This window comes from Calidifontibacter indicus, from assembly GCF_003386865.1.
Classification (GTDB): Bacteria; Actinomycetota; Actinomycetes; order Actinomycetales; family Dermatophilaceae; genus Yimella; species Yimella indica.
Genome location: NZ_QTUA01000001.1, coordinates 1509132 through 1534367, shown reverse-complemented (window position 1 = coordinate 1534367; position 25236 = coordinate 1509132). Strand labels below are relative to the sequence as shown.

Genomic DNA, 25236 nt, shown 5'->3' with positions numbered 1-25236 from the left:
CCGCCCACCGCGCCGTCCAACCCCATCGCAAACGCTGCGCCGCTGCCCGCGGCGCGGTCCTGGGCGGCGAGGGTGAAGACGGTGGTCCAGCGGTACCGCCCGGTGCGCACCGCATCGACGATCGCCAGCATCACGAACACCTTGATCGACGACGCCAGCGGCATCATCGTGTTGGGTTCCACCTGGTGCAGGATCTGGAACTGCCCGGTCGGGCTGACCTTCGCCGACCATGGCTCCCCCGAGTCCGTCGACGCGGTCGAGCCTAGGGTCCGGGCGATCGGTGCGCAGGCGAACTGCTCAGAACCGCGCCGGCAGGTGCGTCGGCAGGCTCAGCCGCGGTCCGCGACGCGGACGGCTCAGGCCGGCGGCGTGCACCAGATACTGCACCCGGTAGCGGTGCCCGGCGTACGGCTCGAGCAGCTGCGCCAACCCGGCGTCGTCGACGGGTTGCCCGGTGAGGGCGTAGCCGATGTTCTTGGCCACGTGGTAGTCGCCGAAGCTCACCGCGTCGGGATCGCCGAAGGCCCGCTGGGCGACCTCCGCGGCCGTCCACACACCGATGCCGGGCACGGTGCGCAACCGGCGTGACGCCTCCTGCGCCGGCAGGTCGACACACTCCTCCAGCCGAGCGGCCACCCGCAGCGCCCGCATCACCGTGTCGGCACGCTGTGCATCGACGCCGGCGCGCAACCACTCCCACGACGGCACCCGCAACCACTGCGCGGCGGACGGCGGGGTGCGCAGGCCGCGCTGCCCGGCCGGCCCGGGCGCGATCGCGCCGTAGCGGCGCACCAGGGTGCGGTAGGCGGAGAACGCCTGTCGACCGGTGACGCGTTGCTCGATGATCGCCGGCACCAACGCGTCGATCACCAGATCTGTGCGGCCCAGGCGCCAATCTCGTTGCGCAGCAAGAGCTTCGGCGACAACATCGTGATGAGCGACGAAGTCGTCGATGGTGTCGTCGGCACCGAGCAGACGCGGCAACCGTTCCAACGCCCACGGTGCACCGGGACCGTGCGCGGTCGCGACCACCCGGTCGCCGGAGACGGCCCGCTCGACCCGCAGGCCGAGCGAGACCGGTCCGTGCGGGGTGATGCTCCCCCGCCAGATCCCGTCGGGTCCTTCGATCCAGGTGGGGTCTCCGGCTCCCCGACGCAGTGATCCGATGATCGCCCGGAGCGGCACCCGCCGTCCCGGCGCGAAGTCGGCCTGCTGCGGGTCAGTCACGGGGCGGGGCGGCCTGCGGGGTGACCCGGAAGGTCAGCAGTGCCAACCCGAAGGCGCCGTCCTCCTCGCGCGCGGCGGCGCTGGCACGACGTCCGTCGTCGAGGTCGACCTCGCCGACCAGTTTGAGTCCGCGATCGGCGCAGCGCGCCACCAGCGACCGCACGTCGGCCACCGAGACGCCGTGTTCGGCGTCGGAGCCGAGCCGCATCGTGATGCAGATCAGCCCGCCTCGACGCACTGCCCAGGACGCGCGGGTGAGATCTTCGTCGACCGTGTCGGCGCCGGTCGAGTGCGGGTGCAGACGCACCACGAGGTCGACGCTCCCGGTGGCCACCTGATCACCGACGACGCCCGGTCGCATGACGTCGAAGCCCAACGGGGCGAACCCGGCCTGGGTGGCCCATCGGCTGAAGGTGGAGCGTTCACCCGCGGTGTCGATGACGACGGCCCGGCGGGACCCGTCGTCGACGACCCGCAGCAGCGCGGCGAGCGCACCGAGGCAGGCCCACACCGACGTGTCGTCGATGGTGCGCGGCAACCCGAGGCGGCGCGCCCGACGACGGGCCTCACGGGCGTCGCGGCCGTCGGTGAGCAGATCGGTCATGCGGATGTGCTGAAGGTCGATCGCGCGCAGCGGGGTGGCGTCGTCGCTGCGGGGAAGCCGGGCCGCGGTGTCACGGGCCGCTCGGCGGGCACGGTGCACCACCCGCTGGACGGCGGGTGACGCCGACAGATTGCTACCGATCCGGGCTGCGGCGGATGTCCTCACCTTCACGTCTACGACTGTAACCCGCGCCACTGACCGACCTCGGCGGCTCGCGGCAGATACGCGTCGAGCAGCGCTCGTTGGTCGGCGCCGAGTTCGTCTTCGAGGTGTTCGAGGCCGGGCACGACCAGACGCGCCGAGGGCAGGCCGTGCAGGGCGGCGAGATTGAGCAGGGCCGTGCTGGTGCCACCGACCACCCCGGCCGCGCCGACGATCGCCGGGTCGGCCTCGGCGGTGAACGCCTCGTCCAGGATCTCGAATCCGGCATAACGGCCCGTGTCTTCGGCCGGGTGCGGCCGCACCGCCAGACGCAGACCGTCGGCCTCGACGCCCCTGCTCACCTCGGCGATGTGCGCCAGGTAGGCGTCGGCCGACAGCACCCCGAGTTCGACCCAGGGCTGGGTCAGGAACACCACCCGGTCGGACGATTGCTCGGCGCCGGCCGGCACCAACGCCCGGAACTCGTCGGCTATCTGCGGCTCGAGCGCCCACCCGCGCGCCTTGTCGTACATCGCGAAGCGCTCCGTCGTGAGCATCCGGTCGGCGGCCGCGATCGCCAACGGCCGGACGGTGCGCCAGGGCTGCCCGGCGCCCTGCCGGGCGAGGGCATCGCGCCGCGTCCGCCAGTCGCCGTAGGTGCCGATGCCCTCATCGGTGACGACAACACGGATGCTGTGACGGATCCCGTTGCGTCGCAGCCTCATCCACGGCTTGATGCCCGGAGCACCGACGGCGATGTAGGTCAGGTCGCCGGTGCTCGACCAGCGCTGCTCCCCCTCGGGGAAGGTCAACCCGAGGCGGGGGTCGTCGGGCAGGAAGCCCACCACGTCGGCCGCCGTCACCGAGGAGTTGCCGAGGAAGCGCCCGCCGCCGACAAATGCGACATCGAGATGCCCTGTGCCACGGGCAAGTTCCCGGCGCAGGTAGGCGGCGATGTGAATGAGGTGGGTCTTGCTGCGCACCCCGGTGATGACATACCTCATCAGATGATCGGCGGGCGGCCGGCCCGGGTCAGTTCGCGAACGGTCTTCCAGCGCATCGGAATTCGCTCCCCCGCGTCGGTGCGCACACCCTCACCGAAACCTCGAAACCACACTTTCAGCGACTCCTTGTCGTGCACCCTGGCCAGGGTGAGTGCCGTCCACGTGCCGAGGTAGAGCGGCACCAGTGGAGCGGGCAGGTTGCGCTTGGCCACCCAGACGCGGTTGCGGGCGTTGGTGCGGTAGTAGATCGGGTGCCGCGCCGCCTCGGTGTATGGGTGGTTGACCGGGATCTCGGGCGCGTACCAGAGCCGCCACCCGGCGTCCATCAGCCGCCAGGCCAGATCGATCCCTTCGTGCCCGAAGAAGAAGTTGCCGGGCCAGCCACCGACCTGCACGAATGCCGAACGCCGAATCAGCACGACACCCTCGGAGAAGGTCGCGACCTGCCCGCCTTGCAACTCACCGGGCTTCACCCGCAGCCGCGGCACCCACCGTCGGGGCGCCTCACCGGTCACCGGGTCGGTGAGTCCGGGCTGGCACAGCGCGATGTCGTCGGCCTGCTGGATGGTGGCGACAAGGCGGGCGAGCACATCGGTCTCGGGGATCGTCGCGTCGTCGTCGAAGAAGAACAGGAACTCCCCGATCGCCTCCGCGGCCCCGATGTTGCGACCCTGCGGGATTCCGGTGTTCTCGGGCTCGTAGACGGTGCGGACGCCGTCGGGCAGCCCTTCGGGCTCCCATCCGTTGCCGACGAGCACGATGTCGAGGTCGACACCTTGCTGCGCCTGCACGCTGCGGATCGCCTCGGCCAGCGGGCCCGGCCGGTCGCCCATCGACAACATGACCACGCCCACGCTGGGGCGGTCCTGGTTCGTCACTGCTGCTCCTCACGTGCCAACGGCGGGTACAGCCAACCACGACCGGCTGTCTAGGCTCGAATACGCGGGTATCGAGATCTGCCCGCGTCATGCCTCGCGCGGATCTCGACAGCCCGCGCATCTGTGCAGGAGGACACGCCGATGGACCGCCGACCGACCCGCTGGGAGCAGACCGACCACCGCGGCTACGGCGCGAAGTTCGCGCAGCTGCGTGCGTCGGGTCAGGACATCGAGGGCGAGGCCCGACTCGCCGACACGATGGCGCCGCGCGGCGCGCGCATTCTCGATGCCGGCTGCGGCATGGGCCGGGTCGGCGGCACCTTGCGCGCCCGCGGGCACGACGCGTACGGCGTCGACCTCGACGCGGCGCTGCTAGAGCAGGCGCGGCAGACCTACCCGCAGCTACCGACGATGCTGTCGCGCATCGACGACCTCACCCCGGAAACGCTTTCCGCACAAGGGTTTCCGACGACGTACGACCTGGTGGTGTGCGTCGGCAACGTGATGATCCTCGGCGAGCCCGGCTCGGAACGGCTGATGCTGGAGCGGATGCGCGACCTGCTCGCACCCGACGGACGGATCCTGGTCGGCTGCCACACCGACGCCACTCCCCCGCGCTCCCGGGTCTACCCGGTGGCGGAGTTCGACGCCGACGTGGCGGCTGCCGGCCTGCGGGTCGACTCCCGGTTCGGCACCTACGAGTTGCACCCGTACGACCCCGCCGGCAACTACGCCGTAAGCCTCCTGCGCCGCGGGTGACGCCCGCCCGAACACGAGCCGGGTGACGCCCGTCGGCCGCGACCGCCCATAGGCTGATCGGCATGAGCAGCAACGAGATCGACTACTGCGGCGGCGAGATGGACGGGTGGTCCGACCCGGTTGCCGCCGACGACGTGCTGGTGGCACACGCCACCCGGATGGCCACCGGGCTGCCCGACGCCGAACCGAACGTGCTGCTCGTCGGCGCCCGCGCGGCCGCGCTGGCGGCGCCCCTGCTGGCCGACGGACGCGACGTCACCGTGATCGTGCGCGGCGTGGCCGATGCCGAACGGCTCGCCGGCACCGGTGCCCATGTGGTGTGCGGTTCGTTCGACGCCTGGCACCCCACGAAGCGGTTCGACCTCGCGGTCGTGCTCGACCCGCCGTCCGGAGTGCTCGCGGCATCCTCCGAGGGCATGTCCTTCCTCGAGCTCGCCGCGCGGGTGCGTGAGGGTGCGGCCGCCGACATCGTCTACGTCGAGAACGGCGCGGCACTCGGCGCGCTCGACCGCTGCCGCCACCACGCCGAGGACGACCGGGACTTCGGGACGCTCGCACCCGGCGACGACCTGCGTCCGCCGACGCTGGACGAACTGCCCGAACGGCCCGTCGCAGCCGTCTTCGCGGGCGCGGTCGTCACCTCGGGCGCCACCACCGACACCGGCGTGCGCACCCTGCTGCGCTCGCTGCACGTGCACGATCTGCGCCGCGACTCGCTGCTCACCGATCCGCTGCGCACGGCCGACGGGTGGCTGCTCGGGCGGGGCGTCGGCGGTGACGCGCTCACCTACCGCCGCATCGACGGCGCCCTCGGGCACGACGTGCCCCGCGTCGAAGGCACTCCGGTCGAGACTCGACTGCGGCAACTGTTGCTGCGCGGCGACCGGGTGCGCGTGGGCCAGGGCCTGAGCGCCTATCTGCGCTGGTCGGACGGCGCCCCGGCCCCGCTGCTGCGCAACCTGGTGGCCACCGAGCACGCCTTCGCCGCGATCGACGACACGATCGACGACACGGTGGCGGCCATCGATGCACCGACTGCCATGCTCGATCTGGCCGCCGGGCTCGGACCCTTCGACCACCCCTTCGGGCCCGAACTCAATCGGCAGGAGGTCGCGACCGAACTGCTGCGAGCTGCGTCGGACTCCCGCGACCCGGGCGCCGAGATCGCGCACGCCGTGGAGGGTTACGACGCGTCGCCGATCAGCCGACCGGCCCACGCGGCAGTGGCCCCGGAGTCGGGTTATGTGGCGGCCCTACGCACCAAGGACGCACAGATCAGCGCGCTCGAAGCCGACCTTGCCAAGGACCGGCGGCACCTGCGCGCGCTCGAACACGCCCTCGCGACCGAGTCGGGCCCGCGGGCCAAGCGCGCCTACTTCGTGATGACGGCCCCGACCAAGCGGCTCGTCGAGGCGGTGCGCCGACGCCGGTGAGTCACTGCCCCTGCGGGGGCTGGTTGCCGTACTGCTGCCCGTACTGATTGTTGTCGTATGGCGGCTGCTGACCGTACTGCTGCGGCTGGCCGTACTGGTGCTGGGGCGGCTGAGCCTGATTGCCGTAGCCTTGCGGACCGCCGTACTGATTCCCGTACGGGTTGCCGTACTGGTTCGCATAGGGCTTGCCGGTGAACGCGGGCTGCGCGCCGGAGGCTGCTGCACGCAGCTTGGCACGCATCGAGAACCAGTAGATGAGTGCGGCGTCGCAATCCCCAGCCAAGCGAGATCACAAAGTCGCGACGCCGTAACAAACCAGGATGTCGTCGAGGGTCTCCCAGCGCAGCGACACCTTGTCGGCGATGTCGGCGGGCAGTCGCAGCCCGGGCCAGTTCAGCCACGACAGCACCGGCAGATCGAGGGCCTTGGCGGCGGCCTCGCACCCGGTCCACAGCGGCCACACGACCGCGGGGTCCATCGACCGCGCGCGGCGTCCGAGCATGGCGGAGACCGGCTGGTCGGCGATCTCGGCGTCGATCGCGAACGCCACGTCGTCGCGTTGCGGGATCTGCCAGGCGACTCCGCGTCCATCGGCGAGATAGGAGCGGGCGGTGCCCGGGAAGGTCTCGCCGTCGACGTGGGGGCCGAGTTCGAGGTGTTCGATCTTCGCGAACTGTGCGAGCAGTTCGTCGCGGACGGTTGCGCTCATCCGGCCGTCCTCAGATCGAGCCGCCACCGTCGACGACGATGACCTGGCCGTTCATGTTGGTGTCGTCGAACAACAGCGAGCGGACGACGGGGGCGATGTTGGCGGGGGTGACCAGCCGTCCGGACGGCGTGCGGCGGCTGATCGTCGACAACTGCTCGGTGCCGAGCACCGACGACATCTCCGAGGCGAAGAAGCCGGGTGCGACGGAGTTGACCATGAACCGGCCGTGCATCTCGCGGGCGAGGGTGCGGGTGGCCGAATCGAGACCGCCCTTGGTGGCCGAGTAGGCCACCAGACCGGAGTAACCACGCTGGGCGCAGATCGAGGTGACATTGACGATGCGGCCGCGACCCACCTTGCTCATCGCGTGCCGGATGAACTGCCGAGTGAAGATCAGCGGCGCGGTCAGGTTGGTCTGGATGATCTGTTCGATGCGCTCCGGCGAGGTGTGCAGGTGCATCGAGTCCTGGCCGATGGCCGCGTTGTTGACCAGCGAGTCGATCGGGCCGAGCTTGGCCGAAGCTTGCTTGATGAAGGCCTTACCGCCGGGCTCGTCGTTGATGTCGAGCGGCGCGGCGTAGATCTGATCGGGCTTCTCGGCGAGCAACTGCTCGACCTCGGGGGTGAGCGACCGGGAGAACGTCGCAACCTTGGCGCCGCGCTCGAGGGTATCGCGCACGAGCTCGAGACCCAGGCCCTTGGTGCCGCCGGTGATCAGGACGCAGGACGCGGCGGGGATCGTGGTGGGCTCAGACATCGCTCTTCAACGTCTCCTTCAACGGGATCTCATCACGGACGCGGATCCGCCGCGGCACGGAGTAGTCGGGCAGTCGCTCGGCGCACCAGGACTGCAGTTCGGCATCGGTCACGGTCTCGGCGGCTGGGTCGAGCACGACCTCGGCCGCCACCACCATGCCTACCAGGGGGGCCTTGCGGCCCTTGACGGAGGCCCACACAACCGCCGGGTGGGCCAGCAAGGTGTCACGCACTTTGGAGGCCGACGCCTTCGACCCGCCGACGTTGATCTCGTCGGAGGCGATGCGCCCGGTGATCAGCACTCGGCCGCCGGTAATCTCGACATGGTCGCCGGTGTGGATCTGCTCGTCCATACCCTCGGCCGCTTTGCTGGAGGCGATCACCAACTCGCCGTCCTGCACGCTCAGGCGCGGCCGACCGGGCACGTCGCGGTCGAGCCAGGCCCGCGGGAAGCCGGCTTGTCCGTCATGGACGGCGATCGCCGCTCCCGCCTCGGAGGAGGCGTAGATCCAGGAGATGCGGGCCTTCGGGTAGACCTCGCGCAGCCGGTCGAGGATCGCCTGGTCGACGGGCTCGCCGCCGAGGGTCACCTGTTCCAGGGGCAGCTGCCCCATCACCTCACCCGAACGCCAGAGGGCCTGGCGCCAGAAGGTGGGTGTGCCCGACGCGGCGGTGACGCCGTGTTCGAGCGCGAGCTGCGGCCACTGCTCCAGTTGCGACGGCTCGATGAAGAGCACGTTCTGACCGGGCAGGTTCAGCGACAGGGTGACGACCTGCCACCACGCGTAGGCACCCGCGGCGTACGGGCACAGCCAGGTGCGCGCGGGCTGGTCGCCCGCGACGGTGGTCAGGGAGTCGAGCGTGTGCGCCACCTGCTTGGGGCGCCCGGTCGAGCCGCTGGTCAGCAGCCAGACGCGTCCGACCTCGGTGTCGTGATCGCCGGCGGCCCGCGTGACACCGGTCGACCGCACCAGGGCGAGGCCGGCATCGCGGAAACCCTCGGCCTGCTCCTCGCCCACCCTGCCGGAGCCGGCCACGAGGGTCTCGCGGCCACCCTGGGCGTGCGCCCACACCGCACGCAGCGCGGTCAGGTGGTCGTCGACGAGGAAGGCGGACGCGGCCGGCCAGTCGGCTCCGTCGAGGTCACCGAGCTGCGCCCAGGTGCCCTCGAAGCCGGCGGTGACGATGCGGTTGTCGGCGCCCCGGGGCAGACCGCCCGGCTGCTGTGCCAAGCCTCAGCCCTCTTGCAGTTGCTCGATGAAGGTGAGGACGTCGCCGACCGTCTCGATCGAGCGCAGGCCCGGCGCATCGAAGTTCAGTTCGGTGTCGAGCTCGTCCTCGACACGCAGCGCGAGTTCGGAGAAGTCGAGCGAACGGAAACCGATCTCGGTGAGCAACGTGTCGTCGCCCTCCGGCAGCTCCTTGCCCTGTGCCTCCAGCACCTCGGCCATCATCGAACGCACCTGCTCACGGCTCAGCGTGGTCATCAATCCTCCGGGGGTCGTCGTGGTCCGTCGGTTAGTCTATCGGCGTCCGTTCGCCACCCCATCACAACGCCGGAGGCTTGATGCTGCGCCCCGTCACCGAGTCCGACAAGGAGCTGGTGCGCGTCTGGCGCAACCATCCCGAGGTGCGGGCGGTGTCCCTGACCCGTGGCGAGATCTCCCCCGAGCAACACGACGCCTATTGGGAGTCGTTGCGCGACAACGAAACCCGCAAGGTGTTCATGTACGAGAAGGGCGGGGTGCCCGCAGGCGTCGTCACGTTCTTCGACATCGACCCCGACGCGAAGTCGGCGATGTGGGGCTTCTATCTCGACAACGACGGCCTCACCGAGCGCGGCGAACTTCTGCCCGCATTCATCGACATCCAACGGCGTGCCGTGCGCTTCGCGTTCGGTGAGCTCGGCCTCGACGAACTCAACGGCGAGGTCATCGACGCCAACGCGGCGGTGCGCCGGATGAACAAGCGCAACGGGTTCGAGGAGATCGCCGCCGACGAACGCGACATCGACGGTGAGACCGTCACCGTCCACACCATTCGCCGCAGGAGGCAGCCGAATGACTGAGTCGAACCACACGTCGATCCGGATCGGCAAGCACGAGGTCGGTCCCGACCACGAGCCGTACATCATCGCCGAGATGTCGGGCAACCACGACGGGTCGCTCGACAAGGCCCTCGACATCGTGCGGATGGCCGCGGCCCAGGGTGCGCACGCGATCAAGCTGCAGACCTACAAGCCCGAGACGATCACCATCGAATCGGACGCACCCGACTTCCGGTTGTCGCAGGGTCACGAGCTGTGGGGTGGCCGCACCCTGTGGGACCTCTACCAGGAGGCGCACACGCCCTGGGAGTGGCACGAGCCGATCTTCGCTCTCGCCAAGGAACTCGGCATCACCGCGTTCTCCTCCCCGTTCGACCCCACCGCGATCGACCTGTTGGAGTCGCTCGACGTGCCGGCCTACAAGATCGCCAGCTCCGAGATCGTCGACCTGCCGCTGATCCGACTGGCCGCGAGCAAGGGCAAGCCGATCATCATCTCCACCGGCATGGCGTCGGTGCTGGAGATCGCCGCGGCGGTCGAGGCCGCCCGGTCGACCGGCAACGAGCAGATCGTGGTGCTGGCCTGCACCGCCAACTACCCGGCCGACCCGAGCGAGTCGAACCTGCGCGGCATCCCGGTGATGCGCGACGCCTTCGGCACCCTCATCGGTTACTCCGACCACACGATGGGCATCGGCGCCGCGATCACCGCGGTCGCACTCGGCGCGTGTGTCGTGGAGAAGCACGTCACCCTGTCGCGCGCCGACGGCGGCGTCGACTCCGCGTTCTCCTCCGAGCCCGACGAACTGCGGATGCTCGTCGAGCAGACCAAGGTGGGCTGGCAGTGCCTCGGTCGGCCCCGCATCGGTGCCCGGCGGCAGGAGCAGGAAGGCCTGCGCTTCCGTCGCTCGCTGTACGTCGTCGAGGACGTCAGGACCGGCGACGTGGTCACGGCTCAGAACGTGCGCTCGATCCGCCCGGCCAACGGCCTGGCACCCGACGAGTTCCCGCACGTCGAAGGCCGCGCTTTCAAGGCCGACACCCCGAAGGGCACCGCGCTGTCCTGGGATCTCATCTGAGCATGACCGACCCCTTACTGTCCGTCGTCGTTCCCTTCTACGGCGTCGAGGCCTACATCGGCGACTGCCTGGAATCGATTGCCGTTCAGAGCTACTCGAACATCGATGTGGTGATGGTCGACGACGGTTCACCCGACGGCAGCCGCGTCATCGCGCAGCAGTGGGCCGATCGCGACTCGCGATTCCGCATCGTCACCCAGCCCAACGCCGGGCTCGGCCCGGCACGCAACACCGGGGTGAAGAACACCAACGGCGACTACATCACGTTCATCGACTCCGACGACCTGGTCACCAGGCACGGGTTCGCCCGCATGATCTCCGCGATGGAGACCACGGGTTCGTCGCTGGCCGGAGGCAACGCGCGCCGGTTCAACAACAGCACCGGTGTGAAACCGTCGTGGGCGCACTTGCACGCGTTCGCGCGCACCCGCTACGCCACGCACGTCACCGAGCACCCGGTGATCGCCCGCGACCGGATGGTGTGGAACAAGGTCTACCGCCGGTCGTTCTGGGACGAGTTCGGGTATGAGTTCCCGCCGATCCGGTACGAGGACTACCCGGTCACGCTGAAGGCCCACCTCGACGCGGTCACCGTCGACATCCTCTCCGAACCGGTCTACTACTGGCGCGAGCGCGAGTCGGGCGACTCGATCACCCAGCAGGTGTTCAAGTACGAGAACCTCGTCGACCGCGTCACCTCGGCGAGCATGGTGATCGACCTCGTCGCCGACGCACCGATCGAGGTGCGTCGCCGCACCCACGTGATGCTGGCCGAGAGCGACTTCGTCGCGATCGTGCAGGCCTTCGCCGATGTGCCCGACGACCAGGTCGACAAGTTCCTCGATCTCGGACACGACCTGGTCGAACGGCTCGGCATCGACGCGTTGCAGCGCCGCACCCGGTACGACCAGTTGCAGTACCACGCGATGATGGCCCGCGACACCGAGCTGCTGCGCGAACTCGCCGTGTTCCGCCGTGACGGCGGCCTGCGCGGCGGCCTGCGCGCCCGGCGCGTCACCCCGCGTTCGCGCCGCTTCGAGTACCCCTACCCCGGTTACGACAAGAGGTACCTCCCGCGCGATGTCTTCCTCGCTCCTACCAAGGAGATGGCGCTGCGTTCGGCGGTGAACGCAGCGCGGTGGACCGACGAGGGTCTGGTCGTGCGCGGCACCGCCGAGATCCGCCACCTGCGCTCGGACTCCCCCGGGTCGGCCACCATCAAGGTGCGTGCGGTCTCCAAGCAGGTGCGACAACTGCTGCCGATCCGGCGGTTCGACGACATCGACTCACACGGCCAGCTCTCGGCGGTCGGCTTCGAGGTCACCCTCACCCACGCGATGCTCGAGCACTGGGCGGACGAGGACAACCCGGTGCGCTTCGATCTCCAGGTGGGCAACAAGGGGGTGCGTCGCAATGCCCTGCTCAAGGGTCTGCGCCCCGGCAGCGCGACGATGCCCGCGGGCACCTTCGTCGACGGCGGCTGGTGGGTGCAGCCGGCGAGCACCCGCGCCGGTGAGCTCAGCCTCACCTATCACCAGGACACCTGGCAGTTGCTCGGCGCCGCGGTCGAGGGCGACGAGATCGTCATCACGGCCCGCGCCCCGCGTCCGCTGCAGGTCGGTCAGTTCGTGTTGGCCGGCAGCCGGTGGGCGCAGGAACTGCGCTACCCCGCCGACTGCGTGATCGACGGCGCGACGACCACGATGACCGCGCGCCTCCCGCTGCGGGAGATCCAGCGGATGAGCGAGGACGACGACCCCTACCTGCGCACGACGAGCCGCGCGGTGACCGTCAAGGCCGGCGGCAGCAAGCACCAACTGCGTTGGACCGCAGACCGGCACACCATCGGGCACCGCATCGACGACCACCTGTTCCGGCTGACCCGCACGCCGGGCAACTTCACCGTGCTCACGGAGTCGGCGATCCGTCTCTCCAGCGATTCGCTCGCGGTCGAGGGCGAGGGCGCGCAGGCGACGGTCGTCGTACGCGGACGCAACTGGACCGGCTACGACGATTTCCAGGTCGCGTGGCGGCGGTACCTGCCGGGCACCGAGGACTTCGTGGAGACGCCCGCAACCGTCGTCGGCGACGAGTGGGAGTTGCGCACCCCGGTCGCGACCCTGCTGGACGTCGTCGGTGAACCCACCGACGTCGACCCGCTCGCCGACCTCGCCGACTGGACGCTCTTCTGCGCGTCCGAGACCGCCGACCTCGCAACCGCGGTGCTCCCCGGACCGTTCCTGGTGGAGCAGGCGCCGTGGGTAGTCGTCGACGGTCACCATCGCGGCACGATCGCGTCGCGCGCCGATACCCTGCACGTCGCGGTCCGCGAGGCCGCACCCCCCGCACCAGAAACCGCGAAGGGCCGCTGATGCACCACCACAACCACTACTACGGACACGCGCACATCCTCGCGCGCTACGCCGGCCTCGACGAGGTTCACCCGCCGCGGATCCGCGGCTACCTGCAGCACGGGTGGAACGTCGCCGACGGCTACAACCCGACGCACGAATTCTTCGACGGCGCAACGAGATTCGTGTGGAGCAGAGACGTCGCCCGCCGCGGCTATGCGCTCGGTCGGCGCAACTACCACGTCGTCGGGTCACCCTGGCTGTACCTGCGCGGCCTCGAGCCCGAACTCGGCACCGTCGACGAATCGAACGGCAAGCCGGTAGAGCGCGAGGGCACCCTCTGGTTCCTGTTCCACGGCTGGGAGGGCGGCAAGATCCAGGGCGATCACCAGCGCCTGATCGACGAGATCCGCGAGACCGAGGACGGCCCGGTCACCTTCTCGCTGTACTACACCGAGTACGACCGGCCGGAGGTGCGCAACACCTACCTCGACGCCGGCTTCGACGTGATCAGCTTCGGCCGCCGCGGGTTCTCCTACCTCGGCACCGACACGCAATTCCTCTACAAGCAGATGGCGACCATGCGCCGGCACCGGCGGGTGGCGGCCAACCGGGTCTCGACGGCGGTGCTGTACGGCGCGTCGGTCGGGTGCGAGGTGGCCGTCTACGGCGATCCGATGCTGATGGAGGGCGAAGACCCGCGCTTCGGCGGCAACGCCCGGGTCAACCGGCAGTGGTCGCAGTTGGTCGGCAAGGACATCGACCAATCGGCCGCCCAACAGATCATCAGCCACGAACTCGGCGAGGACTACCTCCTCACCCCGAGCGAAGTCCGACGCATCATGTTCGACGGGAGCAACGAATGACCGACACCACCCCCTCCGCCGCGCAGAACCTGCGGGTCGTCCGGGGCGAGATGAACGCGCCGTGGTCCGACGCCTCCGGCCAGTCGTACGCCGCCGGCGGGCCGCTGCTCGAGGAGTTCGTCGCCGCGCTCGACCTGGGCGGTGCCCGTCGGGTGCTGATCGCCGGGCCGCACACCACCGCGCTCGTCGCAAAGGTCGCCGACGTGGCCGCCGATGCGCAGGTGACCGCGCTGGTGCGCAGCGTGGGCGACGCCGAGGCCCTCTGCCTCGCGGTGCCTGGTGTCGAGGTCGTCGCGGGGTCGCTCGAGGGCTTCGTCGAGACGGCACCCGAGCCGTTCGACGCCGTCCTCGCCCTCGACGGCGTCGACCGCCTGGAGAGCTACGACAGCTCCGACCTCAGCTGGGCCGACTCCACCCGGGCGCTCATCGGGCTCGGCGGCGACGAGGGTCTCGTCGTGCTCAGCCACGCCTACGACACCGCACCCGTCAACCTGCTCGACGCGCGTCCGGCCGATCGGCGGCACGGCGACGACGAGATGCGCCCGCTGCGAGCCGACCGCACCCGCCCGACCGGTGCCCGTGGGTTCCTCCTGCCGCTGACCCCGTTCAGCGACCGCCAGTTCACCCAGGCCTACTCGTTGTTCGGTCCGGCGAACGCGCCACGACTGATCGTCGAGGGCGTCGAGTTCGGCGCCCCGGAGGCGTTCGTCGGCTATGCGGTGTCAGCGGCCCGGTCGCACTGTCGTCCGTTGCTTGCGCCCGCCGACGAGATGATCCGGGTGCTCGCCCGGGGCAATCGCCTGGACGAGGCCGCCGACGGCGGTCTGCTCGTGCTGGGCGCCGCGGTGCCGGTCGACTTCCTGCACGCTTCGGCGGGTGGCGCGGTGAGCGCCGGGCGTTACCTGGGCGGCGACGGCCGGCTCGAGATCGTGTCCCGGTCGACCGCCGGGCAGTGGCCCGACGACGCCGCGGTCGAGGTCGTGGAGTCGGAAACCGCCCAGCCCTCGGAGACGGCGAAGTACCTGCCGATCCAGACCGCTCCGACCCGCACCCCCGATCGCTCGATCGAGCCGGCGGCCGACCTCCTGCCCGCCACCATCGCGCTCGGGTCGACCGTCGAGGACGAGTTCGTGCGCCTCGCCGCCCTCGGCGACGTGCCCGCGTTCCGCGAACTGGCCGGTGCCGTCGGACGATTCGTCGAATCGTTGCCGGTCACCGAGCGACGCGCGGTGCGCTTCGACAACATCCACCTCGACGGCCGCGGCTTCAGCCACGGCTTGGAGGCGCTGCGCTGGAGCGACACGGTCGGCACCGCGCAGTCGCTCGCTGCCGCGTTCTGGCTGCTGCAGGACCGCCTGCGCCGCGACGACCTGCGCCACCCGTGGCCCGACCACGTCGGGGGCGAGTCGCTCGTCGCGCTCTGGCTAGAGATGGCGGGCCACGAGCACGGCGCCGACGAGGCGGCAGTGACCGGACGTCAGCTCGCCGACGCGCTCGCCCTGCCCGGGGCGTTCCCGGCCGGGGCGGTGCCCGACCTGCGCACCGCCCTCACCGACGCCGCCACCGCGCGTCGCGAACTCGCCGAGGCGCAGGGACAGATCTTCGGCCTGGAGCGCACCATCGGCTTCCGGGACAAGCAGTTGCGCACCCGCGAGGACGTCATCCGCAACCTGCGTGCCAAGGGTGGCAGTGCGGTGCCCGGCACGGCAGCCGCGCCGAGCGTCACCAAGATGGTCAAGAGGGCCACCGAGGTGCGCAGCGTCGGCGAGCTCACCGCCGGTATCAACCGAGTGGTCAACCGCGCCAAGCGGCAGCGGGCCAAGAAGTAGTCGACCTGACGACAGTGGGAGCAGCGCCGATGCGCTGCTCCCACTGCTGTTTCTGCCCTGGTTCGTGACGCTCGTGCGACTCGGTGACGGTCAGTCGGCCTGGCCCCACCCGAGTTGCGCACGCAACTGGGCCGGAGCCAGCGTGCGGTCGACGCCGAGTTCGCGGCGAGCGTCACCTGCGGCGGCCGCGTGCGGCACCGCGTGCCCCGTCCACTGCGGGAACAACCGCTGCTGCCGCTGCATGCCGCCGAGCACGGCGTAGTCGTTCTGCAACACCATCGGATCGCCGTAGACGCCGACCTCTCGGCCGAGCGCCGCACCGTAGAACAGCGCCGACCCGAGCCGGTTGCTGACCACCCGCCGGTGGCCGAGCAGTTCGGTGAACTGCCGGTCGATGAAGTCGGGCGCTCCGCCTTGGTACATGCCGCCTCGGCGACCGAACGAAATGACCCGAAAACCCTTGTCCTCGTAAGTCTTTCGAATTTCCGGACGCTCGAAGTCGTTCCAGTAGAGGCTCATCGTGAGCGGCACGTCGCCCTCGACGGACCGCACCTCGTCGGCGTACGCTGCGTGGTCGCCGACGATCTCCTGACCCTCCCAGCCGTGGAACGGGAACACGATCGTGCCCTCCCCCGGCCCGGCCGCCGCGATCTCGTCGGCCCGCAGCAGCATGAGATAGGCCCACGGTGACCCGATGACGCGGTAGTCGCGCAGGCCGAGCGCCCAACCCCGGCGGGCGACGGCGTCCGACCACACCAGCTTCGGGAAACCGGGCACGAACTCGTGCCCGACCGCGAAACCGTCGTGGGTGTTCCACCCGTGCTGCAGGTAACCCCAGATCGTCGGCGGCGGGTCTTCGGGCAGCCCGCAGTAGCGCGCGAGCACGGCCGCGTGCCCGTAGAAGACGTTCGCGTGATGCACGCGTCAGGCTCCGAGGAAGCCCCGCACCAAGCCGATGACCTCGTCGACCTGGGAGTCGGTGAGGTCGGGGAACATCGGCAGGCTGATCTCCTGCTCGGCGTAGGTCTCGGCGACCGGGCAGCTGCCCTTGCGGTGTCCGAGCTCGGCGAAGAGCGGTTGGTGGTGCACCGGAATGTAGTTGACCTGCACCCCGATTCCGCCCGCGCGCAGGTGATCGAACAGCTCGCGGCGACGACCGTCCTGAATGCGCAACGGGTAGAGGTGCCACATCGGGGAGGCGCCCTCGCGGTGAGCCGGGAGGATGAGCTCCTCGATGCCCGCCAGGCCCTCGTTGTAGCGGTCGGTGATCTCCTGGCGGCGGGTCTTGAACCGCTCCAGACGCTTGATCTGGCTCGAACCGAGCACGGCGAGCACGTCAGGCAACCGGTAGTTGAGGCCCAGCGAGGTGACCTCGTAGTACCAACCGCCGTGCTCCTGCATCAGCTCGGGCTTGCGCTCGTAACCGATGCCCTTGAACATGCGGGCTCGCTCCAGCAGGTCGCTGTTCGGCGAGACGACCGCACCGCCCTCACCGGTGGTGAGGTTCTTGGTCGGGAAGAAACTGAACGTGGTGATGTCGGCCAGCGAGCCGACCGGCACGCCGTCGAGCAATCCGGCAATGCTGTGCGCGGCGTCCTCGAGCAGCAGCGCGCCGTGGTCATGAGCCACCTTCTTCAGGGCGGGCGCGTCGATCGGGTGGCCGGCGTAGTCGACACCGGCGACGACCTTGGTGCGCTCGGTGATGCGCTCGGCCACCGACTCGGGGTCGAGGTTGCCGGTGTCGGGGCTGACATCGGCGAAGACGATCTCGGCGCCCTGCCACATCGCGCAGGTGGCGGTGGCGAAGAAGGTGAGCGGCGTGGTGATCACCTGGTCGCCCGGCTGCACCTGCAGTGCGGCGTACGCGGTGTGCAGGGCTGCGGTGCCGGAGGTGACCGAGACCGCGGGGTCGGGGACACCGGCGATGCGGGCGACGTCGGCCTCGAAGGTCTCGACCGCCGGGCCGGTGGTCAGCCAGTCGCTGCGCAGCACCTGCGCGACAGCCTCGATATCGCTCTCGTCGATCGACTGACGGCCGTACGGCAGCACCATCAGATCCCGGACTCCAACAGCTTGCGGATGTCGTCGGCGTCGATCCAGATGTCGTTCTTGTCGGACGCGCAGTGGAAGCCCTCGGGCACCGGCACAGCGTCCTTCGGCGGCTCGTAACCCCAGGTCGCGAACTCCGGCTGGAGGATGTAGTACTTGCCGTCCATCACCATGACGGCGCGGCGGCCTTCCTCCTGGGAGATCATCTCCTCGTGCAGCTTCTCGCCGGGGCGCAGACCGATGTCGTGCATCTTGGCGCCGGGCGCAACGGCCTGAGCGAGGTCGGTGACCTTGTGCGACGGGATGTGCGGCACGACCAGCTCGCCGCCCTGCATCATCTCGAAGGTGTCGAGCACCATCTGCACCGCGTCGGGCAGGGTGATCAGGAAGCGGGTGCAGCGCAGGTCGGTGATCGGCAGCGACTCGCCGGCGGCGGCCAGCGCGCGGAACTTCGGGATGATCGAGCCGCGCGAGCCGGTCACGTTGCCGTAGCGCACGACCGCGAACCGGGTCGGGTAGGCGGCGGCGTAGTGGTTGCCGAGCACGAACAGCTTGTCGGCGGTGAGCTTGGTGGCGCCGTAGAGGTTGATCGGGCTCGAGGCCTTGTCGGTCGACAGTGCGACGACCTTCTTGACGCCGGCGTCGATGGCCGCCTCGATGACGTTCTGGCTGCCGAGCACGTTGGTCTTCACGAACTCGTGCGGGTTGTACTCGCCGGTGTCGACCTGCTTCAGCGCGGCGGCATGCACCACATAGTCGATGCCGTGCATCGCACGGCGCAGCCGGTCGAGGTCACGCACGTCGCCGATGAACCAGCGCAGCCGCGGGTCGTCCTTGAACAGCTGCCGCGCTTCCCACTGCTTGAGTTCGTCGCGCGAGTAGATGACGACGCGCTTGGGGTTGACGTCCTTGAGCAGGCGGGTGATGAACGCCTTTCCGAAAGACCCGGTACCACCGGTGATCAGGATGGACGAACCCTCGAGGATGCTCACGTGATGACTCCCGTGCGACGCGCGTTGTGTTGACTGCGGACTGCCCGGACCTCCGCGTCTCGGATCGCTGTCGGGCAGCCTTCCTGAACGCCTGGGTTTCCGGGCAGTTCAGGCTAGCATCGAGCCGCCCGCCCAGCGGTCCCCGACACGAGGAGCCCCATGTCACTCCCCCGCGACACCACCTCGGGTCTCGCAGTGGGTGTGCGGGTCGATGCCGGCGGACGGATGGGAGTCGGTCACGCCGTCCGCTGTCTGGCCCTGACGCAGGAACTGCGTGGCCGCGGCTTGCCGGTGACGGTCTTCGGCCGCCTCGACATCGACTGGGTGCGTGCCGGTTACGAGCAGGTCGACGTGCCGGTGCGGGCGGCCGAGCAGATGCTGGACGCTCCGCTCAGCCACGCCGTCGTCGACGGCTACGAGATTCCGTCGAGTCTCGGACAATCCCTGCGCGACAACGGTATTCGGGTCGCTGCTCTCATCGACGACGACTTCGGCGCACACCAGGTCGCCGATCTGTACGTCGACCAGAACTTCGGCGCGCGACCACACGAGGGCGGGCCCGAGGGGTCTGTGGCGTTGGCCGGCCCCGACTACGCGCTGTTCCGCGACGAGATCCTCGCTGCCCGCTCGAACGCAGCGGCGCAGTCGTCGGCCCCGGTGAAGGTGCTCGCCGTGTTCGGTGGCACCGACCCGTTCGGGGCCTCGGAGGTGCTGGTGCCGATGCTGCTCGACACGGGCGTGCCGATGCACCTGCTCGTGCTGTGCCCCGACCCCGAGCGGGCGATCCGGCTGCGCCGCCTTCCGGTCGCGAGCGGCCAGGAGGTGGAGGTCGTGGCGGCCCTGCCCGACCTCGCCGCCACGGCGGCGGGTTGCGACCTCGCGGTGAGCGCGGCCGGTTCGACGGTCTGGGAGTTGCTCACCGTCGGCACCCCTACCGCCGTGGTGTGCGTGGTCGACAACCAGGAACCCGGCTACCGCGCGACGACCGCGGCCGGGTTGGTGGTGCCCGCCGGGCGCCTCCCGGCGCTGACCTCGCCCAACGCCGATGCGCGTGAGCGCGCCGAGGCCGTCACCGCGCTGCACCGGCTGCTCACCGATGCCGACCTACGCCGGTCGTTGCGCGAGGGCGGCCGACGGTTGTTCGACGGACGCGGCCGCGAGCGCGTGGCCGACGCGCTGTTGGCCGACTGACCGGGGCGGCACGAACCTGGCATGCTGAGCCGTCAAGACCCGGAACGCCCATCGCACCATCGATTCGTTCCGGGTCGCAGATCGGCACCAACCACAGGTCGAGCCCGCACCCGGAGGATTCCTTGCCCCGCACCCGCGTCGTCATCCAGTCCCGCCTGAACTCCTCCCGCCTGCCCGGCAAGGCGCTCATGACGATCGGCGGCATGCCGCTCATCGAGCTGGTGGCTCGCCGTGCCTCGCGATCGGGCCACGAGGTGATCGTGGCGACGAGCGAGGAGCACTACGACACCCGCATCGCCGATCATCTGCAGCGCGTGGGCATTCCGGTGATGCGCGGCTCGCTCGACGACGTGCTCGGCCGGTTCGTGACGGCGACCGCCGACCTCGACGACGACGACCGGGTGGTGCGCCTCACCGGGGACAACCCGGTCGCCGACTCCGACCTGGTCGACGAACTCCTCGCCGCCATGGACGCCGGTGGCAACGCGTACGGCCGGGTCGACATCGACCAGGTGCCCGAGGGGCTGGGCGCCGAGGGCTTCTGGGTGCGCGACCTGCGGCGGGCCGCCGCCACGACGCACGAGCCCTACGACCGCGAACACGTCACCCCGTGGTTGCGGCGCAACCTCGGCGAACTGCTGTTCGCGCCCGCCGACAACCCGGGCGACCCGCTGCGGTTCCGCTGCACGGTCGACGTGCTGAGCGACTTCGACCGCGTGGCGCGCCTGTTCTCCGGTGTCGAGGATCCGGTGGCGATCAGCTGGGTCGACCTCATGGCCCGGCTCGACGCGATGGTGCAGGCCGAGGGCGCCACCGTGCCGGCCCGCGACCACCGACTGTTCAGCCAGTCCGTCCTCACCCTGGGCGGCACGCAACTGTCCGGCCCGTTCGCCTCGGCGCCGCCGGAGGTGCGCCAGATGCTGGCCCGCGCCGTCGACCACGCCGTCACCCACGTCGAGGTCGGCCGCGCCGACGCCAACGCCGAACGCATCCTGCGCAGTTGCGGTGAGCCGCAGCTGACCCAACGGCTGAAGTTCATCTCCCGCCTGCAGCCGCTGCTCGCCGGCGACGCGTCGATGGCCCGGCTCGGGGTCGAGGCGAGCCTGGAACGTTCGTTCGCCGAACTCGGCCGACGCCAGGTCGCCGCCGCACTGCTCAGCGGGATCGAGCAGGTGGGGCTCGGCGGCGGGGGCGCCTGGCAGCGCCTCCAGGACTACAAGGCAACCGGCGAGGTCACCGCGGTCGGGGTGTCGCTGGCCCACGCGTCCGAGGCCGAAGCACTGCTCGACATCCCCGGACTCGACTACCTCGAGATCCCGTTCAACGTGCTGTCGGCACCCTTGCCGGAGGCCGTCGAGACACTGGCCGCGCGCGGCGTCGTCGTGCTCGCGCACTCGATCTACGCCGGTGGCAGCCTGCTGTCGGGCGCGCATCCGCGCACCCAGGCACTCGCGAAGGCCGCCGACGCCGTCAGGCGCCAGGGCATCGCCGATCTCGCGGTGTCATACGTGCTCGGGCACCGTGCGATCAGCTCGATCGCGCTCGGCACCGTGACCGACGATCAGATGCGGCACAACCTCGACCTGGCAGCGATGGAACCGTTGTCGGACAACGAGATCCAGCGCGTGCGCGAGCTGCTCGACTGAGCAGGGCCAGCGCGCCCGAAGCACCGCCGTAGGCTCGTGGCATGCGACCCGACCGGCTCCTGGCACACCTGCTGACCTCCGACCCGGCTCGACCCCGGGTCACCTACTACGACGACACCGAGGGCCCGACCCGCGGCGAACGCATCGAACTGTCGGCGAAGGTGGTCGGCAACTGGGTGAACAAGGCTGCCAACCTGCTGCAGGAGGAGTTCGACGCCGGCCCGGGCACGCGGGTCGCACTGCTGCTGCCCGCCGAACACTGGCGCACGGTCTACTGGGCGCTGGCCGTCTGGTCGGTCGGAGCGACCGTGGCGTCGACCGACGGCGACGTCGTGATCGGGGTGGCCGGGGAACAGGTCGGTTCCGCCGGTGCGCCCGACATCGCGGTCACCCTGGCCGCGCTCGCCCGCCAGGCGAGCGCTCCGACCGGCACCGCGCTGGACGAGGCCAAGGAGTTGGCGACCTACGGCGACCGGTTCACCCCGTGGGCGACGGCCGACGACGACGCGCCCGCTCTGGTGACCGGCGACGGCACCTGGAGCTACGGCGATCTGGTCGAGGCGGCGCCCACCGCGCGCCGATTCGTCACCGGTGATCTGCCCTCGGTGCTGCGGTCGGTGGCGTCGTCGTTCGCGGCGGACGGCTCGGTGGTGTTGGTCAGGAACGCAGACCCGGCAACCCTCGCCCAGCGGCTGTCCGCGGAGGGGGTCGACGCGTAACCGGCGCCGACTTCGCGGCGCCGGAGTTCAGGCTCCGGCGGTGGCGCGCACCTGGTCGCGGCGCAACCGGTTGCGCACCCGTGAGTCCTCGCGCTTGAGCCAGCTCTCGGCGCGTGTCGCGTCGGTCGGCCGGGTGTGGTCGGCGCCCATGAGGTCGCTCATGTACTGCTCCATCACCTGGTCCATCGGCCCGTCCATCGCCAGCTCGCCGCCCTTGAGGTAGAGACCGCGGGTGCAGAAGCGCATCAGGTCGCCCTCGGAGTGGGAGACGAGGAACAGCGTGCGTCCCTCGTCGAGCAGGTTCTCCATGCGGGTGTAGCACTTGCTGCGGAAGGCGGCGTCGCCGACGGCGAGCACCTCGTCGACCAGGATGATGGGCTCGTCCAGACAGGTGATGACCGCGAAGCCGAGGCGCACCTGCATACCGGAGCTGAAGTGCCGGTAGGGCACGTCGAGCCCGTCGCGCACCGCCGGGCCGGCGAAGTCGACGATCTCGTCGAACCGTTCGTCGATCTGCTCCTTGCTCATGCCGTGCAGGCCGGCGGTCAGGTAGATGTTCTCCCGGGCCGACAGGTCGCCGATGAAGCCGCCGGTCAGTTCGATCAGCGGCGCCACACCCTCGCTGACGGTCGCCTTGCCCTCGTCCGGCAGCAGGGTGCCGGCGATCATCTTCAGCAAGGTCGACTTGCCGCCGCCGTTGCCGCCGACCAGGCCGACGGCCTCGCCACGGCCCACGGTGAAGTTGATGTTGCGCAGCGCCCAGAAGGTCTGCTTGTCGTGGGCGCTGCGGCCGGTGAAGATGATCTCCCGCAGCGACAGGTTGCGCTTGCGGCCGCGCAGGAACTCGATGCCGAGATTCTCCACGCGGATCACCGGCTCACCGGGTGCGGTGTTCCACTCCACGGTGCCCGGGACGCGTCCGAAGTCGTAGTCGTCCCAGGTGAGCTTGTTCTCCGGGTCGTAGCCGGGCGGGTCGTTCTCGCCGGCCGTCGGACGCCAGTCGGTGAGTTCCAGCGCGGTAGCGCGGTCCATCAGATCTCCTTCAACACCGCGGGCTCGAGCTTGCGGAACACCCACATGCCGAGCGCCAGCCAGAGGAACGACGCGACGATCGCGACCAGCCACGCCTGGTGGTTGGACGGCTGGTCGTGCGGGCTGAGGAACCCGACCCGGAACATGTCGAGGATGCCGGTGAGCGGGTTCGCCTGCTGGAACGGTTTGGCCCAGGCGGCCTTCTGGTCGAGCAGTTCGAACGAGTAGACGATGGGCGTCAAGTAGAACAGCAGTCGCAGGCCGATCCGCACCAGTCTGACGACGTCGTCGACCAATGCGGTCAACGGCGCCAGCACCAGGCCCACTCCGATGTTGAGGATGAGCAGCAGGATGACCGCGGGGATCCAGTAGACGAGGCGGTAGTTGAGGTGCACCTCGGTCGGCGTCGAGTGCAGGAACCACAACATGAAGCCGACCAGGATCGGCAGCGACAGCAGGAACTCGATGCCCTTGGACAGCACGACCCGGATCACCCACAGCTCGCGCGGCAGGTTGGTGGAGCGCACCAGCAGTCGCTCGGCGTAGAGCGCGCGGGAGGTCTCGTTGACGCAGTTGTTGAACCAGTTCCACGGCAGCAGACCCGCCACCAGGAACAGCACGAACGGTGCGCCTTGGCTCGCCGTGACCCCACGGTTGTGATAAATCACACCGAACACGAAGCCGTAGACCAGCGCCATCGCCAGCGGGTCGATCAAGGTCCACAGGTAGCCGAGCACCGAGCGCGCGTATCGGACGCGCAGGTCCCGCTTCACCAGGGTGCCCAGAACCTTGCGGTGATTCCAGATCCGCTGGACACGTTCAATGATCGTCATAGCCGGGCCAGCCTAGTCGGCGATCCGAGAGTTACCTGAAAGCTCGCCGGTCGACGCGTCCGAGGGGGCCGGCGAGCCGTCGGCCGGCGCCGTGCCCTCCGGTTCCTCGATCCGGATCCGGCTGCTGAGGAAACCCCAGCCCCACGACATGTGCATGGTGCCGAGCACCAGCGGCAACCGGGCGCGCACCGCCGGCCGCGCCCCGCGCGAGATCGCGGCTCCACCCAGGGTGATGGCGCCCAGGTAGCCGGCGGGCAAGACCCACAGCGGCTTCCAGAAGAACCCACCCACGGCACCCGTCGCGACGGCCGCGAGCGCCGTCGGCGGGGCGAGGTAACGGGCGTTGATCGACCCTTCGTGGGTGCGGGCCACCACTCGACGCCACTGGCCGTACTCGTAGTACTGACGCGCGAGGCGGCGCACGTTCGGCCGCGGCCGGTAGGCCACCCGCATCTGCGGGGTGAACCACACCAGACCGTCGGCCTGCCGGATGCGGTAGTTCATCTCCCAGTCCTGGGCGCGGGAGAAGCGCGAGTCGTAGCCACCCACCTTCGTCAGCCACGACCGGCGGAACACCCCGAGGTAGACCGTGTCGGCCGGGCCGGCCTCGCCGCCGAGCTTGAATTTCGCACCACCGACCCCGAGCTTGCTCTTCATCGCGATCGCGACGGCTTCCTCGAAGTCGGTCTTGCCGACGGCGTCCATGATGCCGCCCACGTTGGCGGCGCCGGTCTCCTCGAGCGTGCGGGCCGCGGTCAACAGGTAGCCGCTGGACAGCACGCCGTGGCCGTCGACGCGGCACACGATGTCGTAGCGGGCGTGCGCGATCGCGGCGTTGAGGGCGTCGGGGGTGCGTCCGCTGGGGTTCGGCACGAGCCGCACCCGCGGGTCGTCGGCGGCGATCCGCGCGGCGACGTCGTCGGTGCGGTCGGTCGACGGTCCGAGGGCAAGGATCACCTCGATCGGGCCGGGCCATTCCTGGTCGAGAACCGCCCGCACGGACTCGTCCAGATAGGGCTCCTCGTTGAGGATCGGCATGACCACCGACATTCCCAGCAGGGGCTTTTCCTCGGTTGGCACGCCCGCCAGGCT

The 25236-nt window shown here is 70.0% G+C and carries 25 protein-coding genes and 1 pseudogene; 10 read left to right on the top strand and 16 right to left on the bottom strand.

Annotation, left to right across the window (positions count from 1 at the left end; all coding sequences use genetic code 11):
• Positions 1 to 47: 47 nt before the first annotated feature.
• From DFJ65_RS18440 to DFJ65_RS07305, 5 genes and pseudogenes are all read right to left on the bottom strand, one after another.
• Positions 48 to 182 (bottom strand): annotated as a pseudogene (locus tag DFJ65_RS18440) (serine hydrolase); the annotation flags it as partial.
• A 115-nt stretch (positions 183 to 297) separates the two neighbouring features.
• Positions 298 to 1227 carry a DNA-3-methyladenine glycosylase family protein gene (locus DFJ65_RS07320; protein ID WP_115922462.1) on the bottom strand — a complete coding sequence of 310 codons (930 nt, stop codon included), beginning with the start codon at positions 1225 to 1227 and terminating at the stop codon, positions 298 to 300.
• Positions 1220 to 2002: a hypothetical protein gene (locus DFJ65_RS07315; RefSeq protein WP_147301348.1), complete on the bottom strand. Its 783-nt coding sequence runs from the start codon at positions 2000 to 2002 to the stop codon at positions 1220 to 1222. Before DFJ65_RS07315 ends, DFJ65_RS07320 begins: the two co-directional genes overlap by 8 nt.
• Before the next feature lie 2 nt (positions 2003 to 2004).
• On the bottom strand, positions 2005 to 2976 hold the full coding sequence (locus DFJ65_RS07310) for a polysialyltransferase family glycosyltransferase (protein WP_115922460.1): 972 nt from the start codon (positions 2974 to 2976) through the stop codon (positions 2005 to 2007).
• Positions 2976 to 3854 (bottom strand): glycosyltransferase family 2 protein, encoded by an 879-nt coding sequence (locus DFJ65_RS07305; RefSeq protein WP_342767506.1) that lies wholly within the window; start codon positions 3852 to 3854, stop codon positions 2976 to 2978. The genes DFJ65_RS07310 and DFJ65_RS07305 overlap by 1 nt, the downstream gene beginning before the upstream one ends.
• A gap of 141 nt (positions 3855 to 3995) precedes the next feature.
• Between DFJ65_RS07305 and DFJ65_RS07300 the strand changes: the two genes are divergently transcribed.
• On the top strand, positions 3996 to 4613 hold the full coding sequence (locus tag DFJ65_RS07300) for a class I SAM-dependent methyltransferase (RefSeq protein WP_115924170.1): 618 nt from the start codon (positions 3996 to 3998) through the stop codon (positions 4611 to 4613).
• 62 nt (positions 4614 to 4675) lie between these two features.
• Positions 4676 to 6046 carry a hypothetical protein gene (locus tag DFJ65_RS07295; protein ID WP_115922459.1) on the top strand — a complete coding sequence of 457 codons (1371 nt, stop codon included), beginning with the start codon at positions 4676 to 4678 and terminating at the stop codon, positions 6044 to 6046.
• A gap of 1 nt (position 6047) precedes the next feature.
• Here the strand turns inward: DFJ65_RS07295 and DFJ65_RS07290 are convergent, their stop codons facing one another.
• From DFJ65_RS07290 to DFJ65_RS07270, 5 genes are read right to left on the bottom strand one after another with little or no spacing between them, the layout of a single operon-like run.
• Complete coding sequence (locus DFJ65_RS07290; protein WP_115922458.1) at positions 6048 to 6329, bottom strand: hypothetical protein; 282 nt, start codon at positions 6327 to 6329, stop codon at positions 6048 to 6050.
• Positions 6330 to 6335: 6 nt separating this feature from the next.
• The gene (locus DFJ65_RS07285) at positions 6336 to 6755 is read right to left on the bottom strand and encodes a hypothetical protein (protein WP_115922457.1); all 420 of its coding nucleotides are present in this window, start codon (positions 6753 to 6755) and stop codon (positions 6336 to 6338) included.
• Between the two features lie 10 nt (positions 6756 to 6765).
• Positions 6766 to 7512 carry an SDR family NAD(P)-dependent oxidoreductase gene (locus DFJ65_RS07280; RefSeq protein ID WP_115922456.1) on the bottom strand — a complete coding sequence of 249 codons (747 nt, stop codon included), beginning with the start codon at positions 7510 to 7512 and terminating at the stop codon, positions 6766 to 6768.
• Complete coding sequence (locus DFJ65_RS07275) at positions 7505 to 8743, bottom strand: AMP-binding protein (RefSeq protein WP_211308384.1); 1239 nt, start codon at positions 8741 to 8743, stop codon at positions 7505 to 7507. Before DFJ65_RS07275 ends, DFJ65_RS07280 begins: the two co-directional genes overlap by 8 nt.
• Before the next feature lie 3 nt (positions 8744 to 8746).
• The gene (locus DFJ65_RS07270; RefSeq protein WP_115922455.1) at positions 8747 to 8998 is read right to left on the bottom strand and encodes an acyl carrier protein; all 252 of its coding nucleotides are present in this window, start codon (positions 8996 to 8998) and stop codon (positions 8747 to 8749) included.
• A gap of 80 nt (positions 8999 to 9078) precedes the next feature.
• On the opposite strand from DFJ65_RS07270, the gene pseH reads away from it, so the two are divergent.
• Genes pseH through DFJ65_RS07245 form a run of 5 tightly spaced genes read left to right on the top strand, consistent with a single transcriptional unit; the run spans position 9079 to position 15682 of the window.
• Positions 9079 to 9579 (top strand): UDP-4-amino-4,6-dideoxy-N-acetyl-beta-L-altrosamine N-acetyltransferase, encoded by a 501-nt coding sequence (gene pseH / locus DFJ65_RS07265; protein ID WP_115922454.1) that lies wholly within the window; start codon positions 9079 to 9081, stop codon positions 9577 to 9579.
• A complete protein-coding gene (gene pseI, locus DFJ65_RS07260; RefSeq protein ID WP_115922453.1) occupies positions 9572 to 10636 on the top strand; it encodes a pseudaminic acid synthase in 1065 nt (354 codons plus the stop codon). Before pseH ends, pseI begins: the two co-directional genes overlap by 8 nt.
• 2 nt (positions 10637 to 10638) lie before the next feature.
• The gene (locus DFJ65_RS07255; protein WP_115922452.1) at positions 10639 to 13008 is read left to right on the top strand and encodes a glycosyltransferase family 2 protein; all 2370 of its coding nucleotides are present in this window, start codon (positions 10639 to 10641) and stop codon (positions 13006 to 13008) included.
• Complete coding sequence (locus DFJ65_RS07250) at positions 13008 to 13853, top strand: hypothetical protein (protein WP_115922451.1); 846 nt, start codon at positions 13008 to 13010, stop codon at positions 13851 to 13853. Before DFJ65_RS07255 ends, DFJ65_RS07250 begins: the two co-directional genes overlap by 1 nt.
• Positions 13850 to 15682 carry a hypothetical protein gene (locus DFJ65_RS07245; RefSeq protein ID WP_115922450.1) on the top strand — a complete coding sequence of 611 codons (1833 nt, stop codon included), beginning with the start codon at positions 13850 to 13852 and terminating at the stop codon, positions 15680 to 15682. Before DFJ65_RS07250 ends, DFJ65_RS07245 begins: the two co-directional genes overlap by 4 nt.
• 90 nt (positions 15683 to 15772) lie before the next feature.
• Here DFJ65_RS07245 and DFJ65_RS07240 read toward each other — a convergent pair whose 3' ends face one another.
• From DFJ65_RS07240 to pseB, 3 genes are read right to left on the bottom strand one after another with little or no spacing between them, the layout of a single operon-like run.
• Positions 15773 to 16603 carry a hypothetical protein gene (locus DFJ65_RS07240; RefSeq protein ID WP_115922449.1) on the bottom strand — a complete coding sequence of 277 codons (831 nt, stop codon included), beginning with the start codon at positions 16601 to 16603 and terminating at the stop codon, positions 15773 to 15775.
• A 3-nt stretch (positions 16604 to 16606) separates the two neighbouring features.
• Entirely contained in the window at positions 16607 to 17734 is a 1128-nt protein-coding gene (locus tag DFJ65_RS07235) for a DegT/DnrJ/EryC1/StrS family aminotransferase (protein WP_115922448.1), read from the bottom strand.
• Entirely contained in the window at positions 17734 to 18723 is a 990-nt protein-coding gene (pseB, locus tag DFJ65_RS07230; protein ID WP_115922447.1) for a UDP-N-acetylglucosamine 4,6-dehydratase (inverting), read from the bottom strand. Before pseB ends, DFJ65_RS07235 begins: the two co-directional genes overlap by 1 nt.
• Before the next feature lie 159 nt (positions 18724 to 18882).
• On the opposite strand from pseB, the gene DFJ65_RS07225 reads away from it, so the two are divergent.
• The 3 genes from DFJ65_RS07225 (at position 18883) to DFJ65_RS07215 (ending at position 22279) form a co-directional block, all read left to right on the top strand.
• Entirely contained in the window at positions 18883 to 19914 is a 1032-nt protein-coding gene (locus DFJ65_RS07225; protein ID WP_115922446.1) for a PseG/SpsG family protein, read from the top strand.
• A 122-nt stretch (positions 19915 to 20036) separates the two neighbouring features.
• Positions 20037 to 21560 (top strand): aldo/keto reductase, encoded by a 1524-nt coding sequence (locus DFJ65_RS07220; protein ID WP_115922445.1) that lies wholly within the window; start codon positions 20037 to 20039, stop codon positions 21558 to 21560.
• A gap of 41 nt (positions 21561 to 21601) precedes the next feature.
• Complete coding sequence (locus DFJ65_RS07215) at positions 21602 to 22279, top strand: TIGR03089 family protein (protein ID WP_115922444.1); 678 nt, start codon at positions 21602 to 21604, stop codon at positions 22277 to 22279.
• A gap of 27 nt (positions 22280 to 22306) precedes the next feature.
• Here the strand turns inward: DFJ65_RS07215 and DFJ65_RS07210 are convergent, their stop codons facing one another.
• The 3 genes from DFJ65_RS07210 to DFJ65_RS07200 are packed head-to-tail and all read right to left on the bottom strand — an operon-like array spanning position 22307 to position 25194.
• Positions 22307 to 23311: an ABC transporter ATP-binding protein gene (locus tag DFJ65_RS07210; RefSeq protein WP_115922443.1), complete on the bottom strand. Its 1005-nt coding sequence runs from the start codon at positions 23309 to 23311 to the stop codon at positions 22307 to 22309.
• Positions 23311 to 24144, bottom strand: coding sequence for an ABC transporter permease (locus DFJ65_RS07205; RefSeq protein WP_115922442.1), 834 nt, complete (start codon positions 24142 to 24144; stop codon positions 23311 to 23313). The genes DFJ65_RS07210 and DFJ65_RS07205 overlap by 1 nt, the downstream gene beginning before the upstream one ends.
• A 12-nt stretch (positions 24145 to 24156) precedes the next feature.
• Complete coding sequence (locus DFJ65_RS07200) at positions 24157 to 25194, bottom strand: glycosyltransferase family 2 protein (RefSeq protein ID WP_425453018.1); 1038 nt, start codon at positions 25192 to 25194, stop codon at positions 24157 to 24159.
• Positions 25195 to 25236 lie beyond the last annotated feature (42 nt).